14 protein-coding genes and 1 pseudogene are annotated in these 16,514 nt (G+C 36.6%); 5 read left to right on the top strand and 10 right to left on the bottom strand.

What is annotated here, in order from left to right; genetic code table 11:
- Nucleotides 1-101: 101 nt before the first annotated feature.
- From H6G41_RS32860 to H6G41_RS32815, 10 genes are all read right to left on the bottom strand, one after another.
- On the bottom strand, nucleotides 102-1,139 hold the full coding sequence (locus H6G41_RS32860) for an Npun_R2821/Npun_R2822 family protein (protein ID WP_190752444.1): 1,038 nt from the start codon (nucleotides 1,137-1,139) through the stop codon (nucleotides 102-104).
- A 16-nt stretch (nucleotides 1,140-1,155) separates the two neighbouring features.
- Nucleotides 1,156-2,046: an Npun_R2821/Npun_R2822 family protein gene (locus tag H6G41_RS32855; protein WP_190752442.1), complete on the bottom strand. Its 891-nt coding sequence runs from the start codon at nucleotides 2,044-2,046 to the stop codon at nucleotides 1,156-1,158.
- A 3-nt stretch (nucleotides 2,047-2,049) separates the two neighbouring features.
- Nucleotides 2,050-3,027 (bottom strand): Npun_R2821/Npun_R2822 family protein, encoded by a 978-nt coding sequence (locus tag H6G41_RS32850; protein WP_190752440.1) that lies wholly within the window; start codon nucleotides 3,025-3,027, stop codon nucleotides 2,050-2,052.
- Nucleotides 3,028-3,030: 3 nt separating this feature from the next.
- Nucleotides 3,031-3,990: a glycosyltransferase family 10 domain-containing protein gene (locus H6G41_RS32845; protein WP_190752438.1), complete on the bottom strand. Its 960-nt coding sequence runs from the start codon at nucleotides 3,988-3,990 to the stop codon at nucleotides 3,031-3,033.
- 15 nt (nucleotides 3,991-4,005) lie between these two features.
- Complete coding sequence (locus H6G41_RS32840; protein WP_190752436.1) at nucleotides 4,006-5,217, bottom strand: glycosyltransferase family 4 protein; 1,212 nt, start codon at nucleotides 5,215-5,217, stop codon at nucleotides 4,006-4,008.
- Between the two features lie 4 nt (nucleotides 5,218-5,221).
- A complete protein-coding gene (locus tag H6G41_RS32835; protein WP_190752434.1) occupies nucleotides 5,222-7,543 on the bottom strand; it encodes an ATP-binding cassette domain-containing protein in 2,322 nt (773 codons plus the stop codon).
- A gap of 172 nt (nucleotides 7,544-7,715) precedes the next feature.
- A complete protein-coding gene (locus tag H6G41_RS32830; RefSeq protein ID WP_190752432.1) occupies nucleotides 7,716-8,891 on the bottom strand; it encodes a glycosyltransferase family 4 protein in 1,176 nt (391 codons plus the stop codon).
- A gap of 3 nt (nucleotides 8,892-8,894) precedes the next feature.
- Nucleotides 8,895-9,737, bottom strand: coding sequence for a putative nucleotide-diphospho-sugar transferase (locus H6G41_RS32825; protein ID WP_190752430.1), 843 nt, complete (start codon nucleotides 9,735-9,737; stop codon nucleotides 8,895-8,897).
- Between the two features lie 45 nt (nucleotides 9,738-9,782).
- Nucleotides 9,783-10,706 carry an alpha-1,2-fucosyltransferase gene (locus tag H6G41_RS32820; RefSeq protein WP_190752428.1) on the bottom strand — a complete coding sequence of 308 codons (924 nt, stop codon included), beginning with the start codon at nucleotides 10,704-10,706 and terminating at the stop codon, nucleotides 9,783-9,785.
- Nucleotides 10,707-10,832: 126 nt separating this feature from the next.
- The gene (locus H6G41_RS32815; RefSeq protein ID WP_190752426.1) at nucleotides 10,833-11,060 is read right to left on the bottom strand and encodes a hypothetical protein; all 228 of its coding nucleotides are present in this window, start codon (nucleotides 11,058-11,060) and stop codon (nucleotides 10,833-10,835) included.
- Between the two features lie 400 nt (nucleotides 11,061-11,460).
- Between H6G41_RS32815 and gloB the strand changes: the two genes are divergently transcribed.
- The 5 genes and pseudogenes from gloB to H6G41_RS32790 all read left to right on the top strand — a co-directional run.
- Nucleotides 11,461-12,234, top strand: coding sequence for a hydroxyacylglutathione hydrolase (gloB, locus tag H6G41_RS32810; protein ID WP_190752424.1), 774 nt, complete (start codon nucleotides 11,461-11,463; stop codon nucleotides 12,232-12,234).
- Nucleotides 12,235-12,276: 42 nt separating this feature from the next.
- Nucleotides 12,277-13,356 carry a DUF2817 domain-containing protein gene (locus tag H6G41_RS32805; protein WP_190752422.1) on the top strand — a complete coding sequence of 360 codons (1,080 nt, stop codon included), beginning with the start codon at nucleotides 12,277-12,279 and terminating at the stop codon, nucleotides 13,354-13,356.
- A gap of 167 nt (nucleotides 13,357-13,523) precedes the next feature.
- On the top strand, nucleotides 13,524-13,982 hold the full coding sequence (gene rplI, locus H6G41_RS32800) for a 50S ribosomal protein L9 (protein WP_190752445.1): 459 nt from the start codon (nucleotides 13,524-13,526) through the stop codon (nucleotides 13,980-13,982).
- A 245-nt stretch (nucleotides 13,983-14,227) separates the two neighbouring features.
- Nucleotides 14,228-16,129 (top strand): replicative DNA helicase, encoded by a 1,902-nt coding sequence (dnaB, locus tag H6G41_RS32795; RefSeq protein ID WP_190752419.1) that lies wholly within the window; start codon nucleotides 14,228-14,230, stop codon nucleotides 16,127-16,129.
- 123 nt (nucleotides 16,130-16,252) lie between these two features.
- Nucleotides 16,253-16,411: pseudogene (locus tag H6G41_RS32790) on the top strand (helix-turn-helix domain-containing protein); the annotation flags it as partial.
- Nucleotides 16,412-16,514 lie beyond the last annotated feature (103 nt).

Below are 16,514 nucleotides of genomic sequence, written 5' to 3'. Positions count from 1 at the left end.
TAAATGTCTGGTTCCTGGTTTTTAATTGTATTATTATTTACCTTTTGCTTCAGTACAGCTATGTAGTTCTTTATGCTTCATAATGAAGTGCGGAATACGGGTTATACAGAATTTCTGGTAATTTTATCTTTAAAATTACGATAATTCAGCTTAAAATTACTAACTTTTTGTTGTACAAAATTCTTAGTCTGATTTTGCAATTGGGTAAACCGACTGGGACGCCAAAAGCTTTTTGGTCTAGTTTCTGGAGATTTTAAATATCGATAATGCAAAAACACATCTCGATAAGGAATATCAACATCTTCACCTTTACACAGCCGCGTAAAATCTGAAGAAGCTACACTCATATAGTGAAGATAAGTGATTGGGTTTCCTTGGTCATAAAGTATATTATCAACAACATCAAATTTAGAACTCCAGTGACAACCAGTCCCTTGACTGTGATACGCGTAATTATAATAAGAAATACCGCTACGTAAAACTAGATAGTTCATCACTGTTTGATCCGAGTCAGCCCAAGCTAATACATCAGCTTCACCAGCCTCTAAATTTTCTAGTAGCTTAGCTAAGGTTTCTTCATTAAAAACTCCCTTTTTAGAAGCAAACCAACCAGAACAAAAAATATGCTTGCTGATATTTTTTAACTTAAAAGTATTTTCTATTTTCTCTTCAGACCAGTTAAATATATAATTCAAATCTGATTTATATTGATAGTCATTAGCTATCCAATCATAATCATCTAATTTTTGGTAGACATCATCTAATGGCTTCATTAACAATGTATCTCCATCAAAGAAAATAAACTTGTCGAATGGGCCATCTAGACAACAAAGTTTGCGGTGTCTTTCGAGACGATAATTTTCTGATAAACCATATTCTTTCCAGAGCTTTAATGCTCTTGGGTGAGCTTGCCAAATCCGAGAACCAAAGTTTTCCCAACGGGATATGGAAGTATAATCTGCAAATAAAGTAACATTTTCTCTAGTTGCAATTTCTGCTTTTACCTTATCTAATTGTTGATTATAGGGAATCACACAAACAGGAATTTTTCTACCAGCATTAGCGTCTATACTGTTGAGTAAAGCTACTAGTTGGTCATAAACTATATCATTAGCTAAAGTGTAAATACCATCAATCATGGCAATACTCCGGTTATTAAATACGGGCAGTGACAAAAGGAAATAAACGACGAGTTAGTTTGGGAATAAATGCAAATTTCCCTTCATGCAGATAACGATAGTATTCCCATAATTCCCAATAAGGGCTATTCGCTTTTATTTTGATTCCCGCCCAATGAAGATATTTCAGTCGTTGTCCTCTGTCATAAAGCGCATAATCTTGTTGTTGAAAATTTTGGGAACCAGCCCAACTTCCAGAACCTCCCCCAGGAATTTTGACAAGATTACCGCGTTTAGCTATTAGTTTGAGAACCAAATAATTTAAAATTGGTTGGTCGGTCACGCCTTCAGAAAAATCAAAGTATTCGCGATGGGATGCACATTCACGCAAAGCGTTATCCATCTGTTGCTCAGTAATAATACCTTTTTTGGAAGCCCAAAACCCACTATTAAAAACATCTTCTAATTGACTATCGGAAAATATTTGTTGCTCTTTTACTAATGGAGAAAAGATATTACGTAACTTGTCATTCGCATGATGATAATCGCAGCAGAAGAAATCAACTTCAGATAGTTTGTCTAAATTGTCAGCAATTTTTTCAAAAACAACAATATCAGTGTCAATATAAATAAACTCGTCCAAAGGCCCAAACCATGTAACTAGTTTGCGCATTTTATTAGGTAAAGCGAGAAAATCTTTATCAAAGATATCACCTATCCGCTGAGTAAATTGTTCAATTAGTTCTAGGTTGGGGAAAAGTTGCACATTATGCAAGGTGCTGAGTTTATCGGCAATATTATGATAATTCTCATTAAAAGGTATGAGATAAATTAGCACCTCTTGGTCATAGAAGCGAATACTATTAAGTAAGGCGATCGCATTATCTATCACCTTGTCATTAGCAACTATATAAATACCTCGATTCATAAATTATCCTTGGGGAATTAACTTTAATTTTCTTAATGCTCTGGTAAATAAATTAGGTGCTGGAGCATTATAAGGCTGAGGCGGATTAGCAAATATTGGACGCTTTTCTGGTTCGTGTAGGTAGCGATAATAAAGAAATAATTCTCTATAGGGAAAATCAATATTTTCTCCCGCACATACTGCTTGATGAATGTGTGGAGGAACGCCAATATAATGCAAATACGTTAATTGATTGCCTTTATCATAAAGAATATGTTCTCTTTCCTCAAAGTGCTTTGAGCTTACAGAACATCCTGTGGCTGCATTTGCTGGTAATTGTTGAGCGAAGTTATAAAAACTCAAGTTAGACCGCATTACCATATAATTAAGTAAAGGTTGTTCTCCTGCACCTGCATACAAGATTTCTCCTTCACCATTTTGCAGATATTCTAGTAAAAATTTTCTTTGTTCACTATTAAAAATACCTCGTTTAGAAGCGTAAAAACCGGAACAAAATATTTCTGTATCTATACGTTGTTGCGGAAATATTTCTCGCAGTTTGAGAGAATTAACGTTATATACTTTACTAACGTCTTTAAATTGGAAATCATAAACAACAAAGTCATAACTATCTAGTTTGGCAAATACTTCTGCTAGTGAGTTCATCACTAAAGTATCTGCATCTAAATAGATAAATTTATCAAAGGGGCCATCAAAAGCACAAAAACGACGGTGAGCACCATAGAGGCGAAATTTACTGCGATTCAAGCGTTCTGGTGCTGCTGATAGCATAAATCGATCCCAAGAATTGATGGATTCTCGATCGTCGTAAATAAACACATTCGGTCGCTTGCTGATTTCCTCTGTAATCCGTTGTGTCTGGTCATCAAAAGGATAGATGCAAACAGGAACATCTGCACCTAATATGGCATCAATACTGTTAAGTAAAGCTATTAATTGATCGAAAACATAATCATTAGCAAGAGTGCAAATACCATTCATAGTTTATGAGTATTGAATAACAAAATTTGATAGCCAATTCAATAGATTCAGTTTGTGTAAAATGATTTGGCGTGCTTCCGCGATCGCATCTTTAGCTGCATACCAAGCATCGGGGGTAGATGTGACTTCTTGAATGTAGGCAATACCTTTTTCATCTAAACTAGGTAATCTTAAAAAACTACCCGGTGGTAATAATTTATCGGCAGCAGAGCCGCCATAATAAATTGGTAAACACCAAGCAAGTAAACTATCCCAAAGTTTCTCGCTGACATACCAATTATTCTCAGCATAATTTTCAATTGCTAAATTGTAATAATATGGTGCCATGCCATACCATTTATTACTCAATTCTCCCGAAATATTTGCCCATTGAGGTAAATTTCGTCCGTATAAATCAAACTTAATTTCCCTTGATTGTAAAGTTTGTAAAAACTCTAAGCGCTGGCGATGATTTACTGTACGGCTAATACCAGAAGTAATCCAACTACAGGTAGAAATTTTTGCCGGACATGGCATCTCATTTAAATCCTGGAAGGAATTAGAATGATACCAAATTGCTGGCATATAATCGGGAATTGGGGCAAAATCATCGGGGCCGGAAACGTAACCACAATAATTTTGTGCTTGTTGATAATTATATTTAGTAATATCAATAATTTCTGTTAAAGGTGGTTCCCTTAATAAATATATGATGCGCTCTTTATTAACGCCACGCAGCAATGAGCTGACATCAATTACTGATTTATTTTCTGGGTTGCGAAATTTATCTAACCAAGATTTTTTGGAAAATAGTGGAGCAAAATCAAACTGATACATTAATAGAAAATCTGGTTTGGATGCTAGTGCTTGCATTTGCATATGACCCCACCTACCAAATGGTTGTGGTGTTTGTTGCCATAGCCAATCAGCTCTAGTTTCTAAACCTCGATAGCTGCTAATCATTCCAATAGTTTGAATATTCATATAATTAAAATTTAGTTAAATAATAAGTGGAGGAAGTAGGGATTTATCGACGTAACTTAAGATTTTGGCAGCGCGATTTTCCCAAGAAAACTGCTGTACAAATTCCACACTATCGGCATAACCTTCTACTTTTCGGGGATGGGTTGCTAAAACTCGCTGTAAAGATTCAGCAAATTTTATGGGGTTATCTGGTTCGCACCAAGCAGCTATAGCTTTAGTATTTTTAAATTCGATTAATGAGGGAATTTTTGTGGCAACAATTGGAGTTCCAGAAGCGAAGTAATCAAATAGCTTTAATGGAGATGTAAAAGTTGCAGCGGCTCCTAAACAATGGGGGTGAGCTAAAATATCAGCAGCTTGCAGTAAAGATGCTAATTCATGATGCAAAATATATCCTAAAAATGTAATGTTAGGAACTTGCTTTTGACTGGCTAATTGCTCATAATGTTGGACTTCTGTTGGCTTTCCACCTGCACAGACAAATTGTACACTTGGCATTTGGCTAGCCACATCAATTAGGATATCAATACCTTTAAATTGCTGTAGCGCTCCCGCATATACTACTAAATGTGAGCGTTGATTTTGCAGTAATTTACGCCGCCATTCTGCTGCTTTTTCTGGTTGTCTCTGCATAAATAAGTGATTAAAACCATTGTGGAGTTTAATCACTTTGTCAGGCGGCATACCATTTTTAATCATGGATTCACGAATTGTATCTACAACTGTGACTGCAATTTGAAATAATGGATGATTAATAATTTCTGGCTCAAATTGCTTATCTTCATGATGATGGTGTTCGTAAATTGCTGGTACACCATTTTTAATCGCAGCTTTGACAAAATTCCAGTTACGACTATGGACAAGTTTAGTAGTGGGGAGAATGTGAAAGGGTAAATAATATTTACAGGCAATGGTGTTAGAATCTGCGAATTTATGCTGAATGCGATCGATAGGCCAAAGCATGGGTAAGGGAGAAACTTTTAACCGATCGTGCAAGTTGTAATATTTAATCAGTTCTATTGGTGTGTTTTTTGGTTGAAAGGGACGAAGAAGATTAATTAAATTCTGCGGTTTGGGTTTGGTTTCTGGATAAACTAAAACAGTTGAGTAACCTAGGTTAGCTGCACCATTAGCAGCATTTGTAGACTGGACTAAATGAGCTTCTGGCTTAGGTAAAGTTTCTCCAATAAAAAAAATATAATGTTTTTTTGTAACGGTCTGATTCATGATTTTAATTGCTGATAATATCTTCGATTTTTTGTAATTTCTCTAATAAAGATATGGCAGATTCATAGGATTCTGCTATCAATTGATTTTGAGTTTCAGGATTGTCTAACGTGTTATCGCCTAATAAGCGGAGAGAGCTACGTATAAAATTAAGAGTATGACGAAAATCATCCGATATCTGAATCAGACTTGGCTGTTGGAGAATTATGCTGTTTGAATTGCCTTCAACAATTGCCACTAAATTCCTATTAGTTTGCATGTTCAAAATGTCATCAAAAATGTCAATAATATTCAAAATTCTCCAAGCTGATTTGTAAGCTTCTTCAATTATTTCTTGCCGTTCTTGAATATCGTCTACAAGCTCATCAATTAATAGATGTAGGAACCCAATTATGGAATTTAGCTGCGTGCGAATTTCGTGAGAAATGCGGATCAAGCTTTGATTTTGGGAAACTGCAACTTCCGGGGGTTGGATAATCTGCGTTGAATACTTACGCATTGCATTCAAGATTTTTAAACGTGCTGAGTTCTTTTCTGGAGATTCAGCAAATTGCATTGAATACAGGCGTGAGTAATAGCCACCTTTGTCTAAAAGTTCGTCATGGGTACCTACTTCTACTACACGTCCGCGATCTAAGACTGCTATTTGATCGGCTTTTTGAACTGTGGACAGACGATGCGCAATTACTAAGGTTGTGCGATCGCGGCTTAAATCGTCCAGTGCGGTTTGTACTAGACGTTCGGAAACCGTATCTAAGGCGCTGGTGGCTTCGTCAAGGATTAAAATTTCGGGATTTTGTACTAGTGCGCGCGCGATCGCTAATCTTTGTCTTTGTCCCCCAGATAACATGACGCCGCGATCGCCAATTAAGGTATCAAATCCTTGAGGTAATTTAGTAATAAATTCATAGGCGTTGGCTTGCTTGGCGGCGGTGATAATCTCTGCTTCGCTGGCTTCTGGGTTACCGTAGGCGATGTTATAACGCACTGATTCATTGAACAGAAAGGTATCTTGGTTGACAATACCCATCCGTTGTCTTAACGATAAAATATCGAATTCCCGCAGATCTTTGCCATCGAGGGTGATGCTACCAGCCGTGGGGTCATAAAATCTGGGTAACAGGTCTGCTAAAGTTGATTTTCCCGCACCGGAACCGCCTACCAATGCCAGGGTTTGACCCTTTGGTAAATATAAGCTGACATCTTGAAGGACTAATTTTTCCTGTCCCGGATAGCTAAAAGATAGTCCATCAAAACTTACTCCTTGTTCTAATTTGGTGTAAATCAGCTTACCATTGCCCATGAATGGCTTATTATCTAGGCTTAAAAATTCATTAATTACCTCTACGCTGGCGGCTGTACTAGCAAAGGCGCTACGCAAAGAATTTAATTGGGAAATTAATGGTAATACGCGCAACAACACCAATAAATATGTCAGGATGACGGTGGAAAGGGAGAGAATTTGATTAGCAAAAAAAGTTTTACTTAATAAGACAATCAGCATTAAAGCTGTAACTCCCATAACCTCACTCAAAGGTGCGATCGCTTCTGAGTTTACTTGAGATTGAAAGTCAGCTTTTTCACGCTCCCGAATTAAATGCTTAATTTTATGAAATTCTCTATTTTCATTACCCGTTGACTTCACTAAGCGTATGCCATTCAAGGTTTCTAGTACAGTGATGGAATATGCTTTCGACATCTCACTGAGCTGCTTACCAAAGTTTTTAGAACGAGCGATCGCAAACTGATTAATTAAGGTGACTAAAGATAATAAAACTGTAGCTGCAATCGTCATCTGCCAGGAAATTGACAACAATAATCCAACAAAAACAATAATTGTAATTATAAGTATAATTAGTCTGATTGTACTACCGACAGCAGTTGCTGCCCTGCCAATTTCTCCACCAAGTTTATGAATGACATCGCCAACTTTAGTTTTGGCAAAATAATCTATATCAACTTCTAATAATAACTTTAATCCAGCTTCTCGCATATCTGATGTCAGCATTCGCGTTAAAGAACTCGATGCTAAACTACTAGTATAATTAGCTAAATTTTTCAAAAAAATGCTAAATATAATTGCCCCTGCCATGACTCCGACTCGATAAGCTTCAGGGATGCTATCGAATGGAGACATAATAATTGTCAAAATTGGTGGGCCGTTGCTTAAATTGACTTCTTGCCCGACAATTTTTAAAATAACTGGCACAATTAAAGTTGTACTAACACCATTAAATAATGCTCCTGAAAACCCTAAAATTATTGTTAGAATGCTCAAGCCTGGATATGGCTTAGCAAATCTCAGCAGTAGGTTTTTAGTAGACATCAGTTATGCAGAGAATAATTTACTCATTATTAACACAATCTTTAAATTATTGCCAAATTAAATCATGCAAATTCTTTCTTTAAAAGTTACGTAAAATCACAGTTTTTTCTTAAACAAAAATAAATTAAATTGTGTTTCAAAAATAAACATTCATATCTATTCATTGAAGTATTCACAACCGAGAAATTACTGATTGCAGACTAGCAGCCATAGCTTCTATGCTATATTTTTCTACACATCTTTCTCTAGCTTTTTTACCTCGTTGATTTGCTAACTCTAAATCGTTAAATATTAATTTAATTTGTTCAGCAAGTTGTTCGGGCTTAGCTGGTTCAACTAAATAACCGGTTTCACCTAAAATTTCGGGAATATCTCCAACCCGCGTCGATAATACAGGCTTAGCCATTGACATTCCATCTGTCAGTTTTAAAGGAAATTGAGCACGGGTTTCTGGTGTATCTCTTTGGGGAACAACAACAATATCAGCAGCCGCTACTATATCAGGCATGATTTCAGCTGGATAATTTGGTAATTTAATTATCCAACGTCCCCACTTTTGTTGGAGTTGTTCATCATAATCATCATAAGGACTACCACCGACAATTACTAATTTTAAGTCTGGCTGATTAATTTTATCTAGGGCTAAAAGCACATCCTCTACACCTTTATAAGGTCTAGGTGCGCCAGGAAACATTAATATTTTATATCCTGATAAACCATAGCGAATTTTACTAGCTTCAGGATTATATTTAGTAGGATCAAATAAACTTGTATCTTTTCCGTTGGGAAGAAATTCACCGCCAAAACGTTTTTGTAAAAAATTTGTATGTACTGTTACTGCATCAGCATAAATGATGCAATCCTCCATCCATTTAACATATAAAGGATGTTGAGGACTTCTGAGCGCACCATCTGGTTTTAATAATTCCCTAGCTAACTGTCTGAAAGTAGGGCGATAATGCCAAGCATCGCCACCATGCCAACTAAGTTCCCAGTCATCTATATCCAAAATTACTGGTTTTTTGCTATATAGCTTTTTTAATAAAGCCACTCCAAAACTGGCTGTTTGAGGTTTAATTGCATAAATAATATCTCCATTAATAAGTTTTAAAATTTTCCAAATGGATTTAATGATTCCCGGAAAATTACACCCTTCTACAGTATATACATGAACCTCATTAGGGATTGCTTTATATAAGCTTTTACCAAACAAAAAACCGATAATTTCTACTTCATAGCCTAACTTAATCAAAGCTTTTTGTAATAAATAGGCACGAATAAAACCATCGTTAGTAGATAAGTTCCAAACAAGTAATGATACCTTAATTTTTTTGTTAGTAGTTATCATATTTTATTTAGTGCGCCAAGGATTAGTAATTTGATTAGGCAAGAAAATTTGAGCAATTTTATCAACTATTTTTGTATATAAAGAACGAGTTACATCTTTAGCATATTGAGGTCGATAAGGATAAGTACAATGCAGCACTTTAATTTCCCCATCAATTTTGTAAGCATCTTGCCATTTACTAAGATAATTGTAGTTTGGTGGTAGTACTTTCAGCTTTGGTTTGACAGATGCGATCGCAGCTGCAAAAGCACCTTGGTCTTTTAACAGTAATTTTTCTTGATTATTTTTAACAATTTCAAAAAATTGTCTAAATTCTGCAAACAATTTTTGACTTGTTTCACTTTTACGAAAAGCGATAAAACCACCGTTATACTGTATACTATCTTCTTCAAGTGGTAAACCCACAGCTTGTAAAGTTGGCAAAACTACTGATAAAGTTTCTGCTTGTTTTCCCCGTAATAAATTCGTGGCTTTAATAATTTTTGGTTGCACGTCTTCTGTTAATAATAAATCATACTTTTCTAAATCATCGAATACATCATTAATGTTTGATAATAAACAAATATCAGAATCTAGATAAATAGTTTGAGCAAATTCAGAATTGGCATATAGAGCTAATTTTGCCTCTCGTGAAGCTAAAACAGGATTTTTATTGGCAGGTGCAGGCTTTAAAATTACGTTCTTGAAACTTTTGAGCAGAGGATAAAGAATAAAAGGAACTTTATCAATTAAAATAATTATTGGTTCTTGGTGAAACTTCCTCACTGCTGCTAAAAAATGAATACAATCTTGAAATGAATAAATTCCTGTTAGAATGGTGATAAATCCTCTATTTGTGACTGCCATAAATTTACTTATTAAGTAATACGTGAATAATTTTGTATCTTTGGCTTAATGTGTCCATTCCCAAAAATTTTTACTCCAATCTTTATGGGTATAGTAGACTCCTTTCCATTGATAAAAATGAACAAAATCGTGAATTTTAAAATTTTTATTTATATCTCTAACCATATATATAGGTGTGTCTCCATAATATGAAGCCCACATTGTATAGCTACTAGGGGGGCCGATAATATAGTCACATTCAGCTAAAGCATACATATCTTCAATTATGTGATTATTACCATATACATAAGATAATTCTTGGAAATAACTTTTTTCATGTTGCTCATTTGAGCAAATTAAAAAGATTGTTTTTTGATGAGGAAATAGATTTTGTGCTAATTTCATGACTTTGACATACTCTTCAACAGAGTAAAAATATTGACCATTATGATGTTGTTGATAATCTCCATGACGAATGTGGACTCCAATTACTATTTCAGCCTGACTCCGTACCTGAGACATGAGCTTGCTAACATTTACTTTGTATTGATATAAAGGCTGAAAGTAAGCACAAATTTTTGCTCTATGCTTACCTAAAAGTGGCAGATCATTTACGAACCAGCCATCTCGAAATAGCCAACCTTGAAAGAAGTTAATTGACTTTAGATTTAAATCATTTATTATCTGCATATTTTGCCAATTAAATGTTTGCTGGCGCTGAATTGATAGCGTATTAAATTTACCGCTTTCAGCTAATTGGCGATTGAAATTATAGTAACATTTGCGTAAAAATTTATTACCATAAATCGGGCAACGAAGAGGCGGATATCGACATAAAAAATCTTTACTAGTTGACTCAAAAAAATCAGCATATTCTTCAAATGCTGGATTTATTACCGTCAAGTTGTTTTCAATAGAAAAAGCTATAAAATTAGCGAATGTTAACAATCTGTTCCCCAATTGTCCAGACTTGGCAGATATTACTAACATGTATAAGATTTACATAATAAATATATTATTAACTGATTGATAATGCTTGTTATCTAAAGAACAAGCATTATCTATTGGTTAGATATGTTTGGGCTTAATATGTAACCCTGATTGCAATATCACCTACTACCAATCCATTAACTTTAGTTGACCTGTTTGCACATGGTCAAATACACGATTAATTAGGCGACGGTCTCCATCGTTAATATTGCCATTAGCCAGAACAGTAGAGGTAAGTAAACTATGATCCTGGCGGCTCATTCTCCCTGATGAAAGAATGCGATCGACAATTTGCTGCACTCCTCTTTCTGGTTGACTACTGACGGTTTTGTACATCAATGTCTGATAATTCATAAATCTCCTACAGATGCAATAAACCATGACAATATTTGCTCGCCTTTAAATATGTAAAAAGGAGCTAGCCAAAAATTTAATATTTATTAAATTTTTACTAAATAGAGCAAATATTGCAGATTCCTGATGATCGACATTCTTTGTTGGATAAACCCAAAAAGAATAAGTTAACTCTAACTTCGCATTTTAACTACTTCCCAGAGAAATTGTACTGATTAATAACAACATTTATAATTGTTATATACTATCAATTACGGGTAAATACGGTTGTGCGTTGAGATAGTTAATAGGTTTTCCCGCTACAATGAACAAAGTATAAACACTCCCTAGAGCTAATGCACATCTAAATTCCTAAAAGCTGTCATTAGTTATTAGTCATTAGTCCGAGGAATTGGAAGTTATGCAGGTTTTTCGTCTGGAAGCACTTTCCGATAACTACATATTCTTGTTGTACAATCCTACTCAAAATATCGCTGCTGTTGTCGATCCAGCAGAAGCCGAACCTGTATTCACGAAGTTGGCTGAACTAAAAGCTGATTTGGTAGCAATTTTTAACACCCACCATCATCAAGACCATGTAGGCGGTAATCAGCAGCTAATGGAAAAATTCCCTGGGTTGACAGTGTATGGCGGAATCGAGGATCGTGGGAGAATTCCCGGACAACAAATCTTTTTAGAAGAAGGTTCTCAAGTCCAGTTTGCGCAGAGAGTGGCTGAAGTCTTCTTCGTTCCTGGACATACCCGCGCTCACATTGCTTACTATTTTCCCCCAGAAATAGCTGGGGAAACAGGGGAATTATTTTGCGGCGATACCTTGTTTGCAGGGGGTTGCGGTCGTTTATTTGAAGGGACACCTGCACAAATGGTGAACTCTTTAACTAAGCTCCGCTCTCTACCTGATAATACTCATGTGTGGTGTGCTCATGAATACACATTGAGTAATTTAAAATTTGCTCTGACTGTAGATGGTGACAACACCGATTTACAAAAGCGCTTTGAGGAAGTGACAGCTTACCGCAATCGGGGAGAAGCTACTGTTCCTTCACTGTTGGGAGTGGAGAAACTTACCAATCCTTTTTTGCGCTGGGAGGAGCCATCACTACAATTAGCAACGAAAAGTAATGAGCCGGTGCAGACTTTTGCGCGGATTAGAGGAATGAAGGATAAATTTTAGTTAGTTGTCAGTTGTCTTCCTTGTCCTTTTCCAGTCCCTGATATGTACTATAGCAACGCCTTTTCTCCTGACTACAAGACAGCAAGGAATCGGTTTCGTGCTGCGGGGTTGGCTTTGGGGTGTGGTTTAGAAGCCTACTCTATAGAGAAAACTGGGCCGGATGGGGAAGAATTAACTATTGATATGGCTATCCTAGGAAACCCTCAAGCGCAAAAGCTGGTAGTTGTTTCCAGTGGGTTGCATGGGGTAGAGGGGTTTTTTGGTTCGGCGGTGCAATGTGCTTTGTTGGAGGAACGCCTGAAAACCTGGAAACCATCTGCTGATTTGGCGTTATTGCTATTACATGCTTTGAATCCCTACGGCTTTGCTTGGTTGAGACGTTGGAATGAAGATAATATCGATTTAAATCGTAATTTTTTGCTACCCGGTGAAGAATATAAGGGTAGTCCGCAAATGTATGGCGATTTAAATGCTTTTTTTAACCCTGCTTCACCGCCATCTTGGCTTGAGCCTTTTTTAGTGAAAGCGATCGCGATTATTCTCCGTTATGGTATTACTTCTTTAACAAAAACCTTACCAGTCGGGCAATACGATTTTCCCCAAGGTTTATTTTTTGGCGGACATGCTCCCGCAAAAACTTACCACATTCTCGATGCAAATCTATCTCGGTGGATGGGAGAAGCAAAAGATGTAGTTCACGTTGATTTACATACAGGATTGGGTCAGAAAGCAACCTATAAACTTTTTATTGAAGATCCACCAGAATCCGAGTCTACCCAGTGGTTAATAGAGAAATTCGGCGCAAATTATGTGGAACCTTATCAAACTAGAAAGGTAGCTTATAAATTTCGCGGCGGTTTGGGGAATTGGTGTCAAGCAAAATTACCCCAATCTAACTATAGATATCTGACAGCAGAATTTGGTACTTATTCAGTTATTCAGGTAGTTGCAGCATTACGTGCAGAAAACCGCGCGCATTTTTTTGCGCCAGCCAATCACCCATCAAAACAATGGACAAGTCAGCGATTAAAAGAGGTTTTTGTCCCTGCGGATAAGGTTTGGCGCGATACAGTAGTCGCTCAAGGACTGGATTTGGTAGAACGAGCGATCGCAGCATTTTAAGCCAACACAATATTTTTGGCAAATAGTAGTTGCGATCGCACCCTACCATTCGCTAGGATCTTTAAGCTTTGGGATATAAGCCAAGCCACTTGGGATACAGCTACACATCTGTTAGCTATCCGGCTGCAACCCAAGTTAATGAGATTCTACAGGAAAACGAAAAAACAATGGCGAAGCGCGTACAGTTAGTTTTAACTCAGGATGTTTATAAACTGGGTAAATTAGGCGATTTAGTGGATGTAGCACCAGGCTATGCTCGTAATTATTTGATTCCTCAAAAATTAGGAACTCATGCTACTCCTGGTATTCTTAAGCAAGTAGAACGCCGTCGCGAACAAGAACTGCAAAGGCAATTAGAATTAAAACAACAAGCTTTAGAACAAAAAGCCGCTCTGGAAAAAGTTAGCAGCTTGCAAATTGCCAAGCAAGTTGGTGAAAACGAAGCTATCTTCGGTACTGTTACTGCTCAAGATGTTGCAGATGCAATTAAAGCAGCGACAAATCAAGAAGTGGATCGTCGCGGTATTACAATACCCGATATTAACCACCTTGGTACTTACAAAGCTGAAATTAAGCTGCATTCCGACGTAACCGCGCAACTCGATATTCAAGTTGTGGCTAGCTAAAGAAATAATTCGTAATTCGTAATTCGTAGTTCGTAATTGCTAATTAATTGAGGATGTCGGTAATTTAATTGATGCATGGATTTAGGATAAATAAATGTTTTTATTCGTTTCCATTTACCATATTCATCCGTTGAATAATTACGAATTACGAATGAATAATTACGAATTATATAGTCTGTGTGAGACCGCAAATTTTAAACTATAAGGTTAATAGCTAAACCCCCGATCGCAATTATAAATCGCTTATGGCTGAAGAACTAAGTTTTCAAGGCGATGGTAGCGAACGCCTTCCACCCCAAAATATTGAAGCAGAAGAGGCGATTTTGGGGGGAATTTTGCTAGATTCAGAAGCGATTGGTCGAGTTAGCGATCGCTTAATTGCCGAAGCTTTTTACATTAGCGCCCATAAAGAAATTTATCAAGCAGCCTCACGACTCCACGCGCAAGGTAAACCTACAGATTTACTCTCAGTTACCAGTTGGCTAGCTGATAACAATATGTTAAACCGCATTGGTGGGAGAAATAAATTAGCCACCCTTGTAGATCGCACAGTTTCAGCCGTTAACATTGACGCCTTAGCCGTATTAGTCATGGATAAATACATGCGGCGACAATTAATTAAAGCTGGTAATGAAATTGTCCATCTAGGTTATGAAACTGATAAAGATTTACCCAGAGTTTTAGATCAAGCAGAACAAAAAGTTTTTGGTGTTACTCAAGAAAAGGTACAGTCAGGATTAATTCATATTTCTGATGTCTTAATTAATAATTTTCAGGATATTGAAGAGCGAAATCAAGGTATTTCCTTACCAGGAATTCCCTGTGGTTTCTATGATTTAGATGCGATGACTAGCGGTTTTCAGCGTTCTGATTTAATTATTGTCGCTGCTCGTCCTGCAATGGGAAAGACTAGCTTTGCAATGAATCTCGCACAATATATTGCTCATTCAGAAGTTCCTGTTAAAGGTAGTGATATTGTTGAGATGAAAAAATTACCAGTTGCTGTTTTTAGTTTAGAAATGTCTAAAGAACAACTGGTACAACGTCTATTAGCTAGTGAAGCGGGAATTGAAAGCGGTTATTTACGTAGTGGAAGACTAAGTCAAGCACAGTGGGAACCTTTAAGTCTGGCTATTAGTAAGCTTTCCGATATTCCCCTTTTTATTGATGATACGCCAAATATTACTGTTACCCAAATGCGCAGTCAGGCGCGAAGATTGCAAGCAGAACAAGGGATAAATTTGGGTTTAATTGTCATAGATTACTTGCAATTAATGGAAGGCGCAGGTGATAACCGAGTCCAAGAATTATCAAAAATTACACGTTCTTTAAAAGGTTTGGCGCGGGAATTATCGGTTCCAGTTATTGCTTTGTCGCAGTTAAGTCGCGGAGTAGAAGCACGTACTAATAAGCGTCCAATGTTGTCAGATTTAAGAGAATCGGGATGCTTATCTGGTGATAGTTTAGTGACATTAGCAGATACTGGTTTACAAGTACCAATTAAGGAATTAGTAGGTAAATCTGGTTTTAGTGTTTTGGCATTAAATGAAAACACTATGCAACTAGAAAAGGCGATTGTTAGTCATGCCTTTTCTACAGGAGTGAAGCCTGTATTTACTTTAAAAACAAGATTAGGACGCACAATTCGTGCAACAGCTAATCATAAATTTTTAACTGTTAATGGCTGGCGTAGATTGGATAATTTAGCGATAAGCGATCGCCTAGCTTTACCTCATACTTTACCTAGTCATTATTTAAAAACCCAGAATTTGATTTTAGAGAAAGATTCTACATTAACAACAGTTACCAAATCACCAAAAATAAGTCTTTTAGAGAAGAACGATGTTTATTGGGATGAGATAGTTTCAATTGAATTTAGTGGAGAAGAAGAAGTTTTTGACCTCACCGTTCCGGGTTTGCATAACTTTGTTGCCAATAATATTATTGTTCACAATTCGATTGAACAAGACGCGGATTTAGTAATTATGTTGTACCGCGATGATTATTACAATAATGACACTCCCGATCGCGGTATTGCTGAAGTCATAGTAGCTAAACACCGTAACGGCCCTACAGGTACAGTAAAACTCTTATTCGATCCGCAGTTTACGAAGTTTAAAAACTTAGCTCGACCCAATAATTATTAGTCCTGAGCAAAGCCGAAAGGCTAAATATAGGAATCATATTTGATTTCTGAAAAAAACTGCGAGATAATACGGACAGAGATATCTGTCTAATAACGAACAATGATAAACCAGCATCTAGAAATGGCGATCGCAGAACTACAAGAATTTATAGATAGTCGCCCAGATGCTCGTGAGGTAAGAAAAGCTTTGGCAGTGAAGCTAGTTTATCAAGGCTATAAGTATGAAGAAATTCAAACAATTTTAGATGTGTCAGTTGGTTCGATAACAAGTTGGAAGCAAGCTTAGGGGAAGAGCTGGCGAAGCTGTCACCAAGTGCAAACTAAACAGTTTAGTTTAGAGAGCAGTCTGGAAATCAAGGGATGAAACTTTGTTAGCACCTAAGTTT

Origin of the sequence: Tolypothrix sp. FACHB-123 (assembly GCF_014697075.1) — a bacterium.
In the GTDB taxonomy this organism is placed as follows: domain Bacteria; phylum Cyanobacteriota; class Cyanobacteriia; order Cyanobacteriales; family Nostocaceae; genus Aulosira.
The sequence above is the reverse complement of the archived record's forward strand: the minus strand, read 5'-3'. Positions and strand labels throughout refer to the sequence as shown.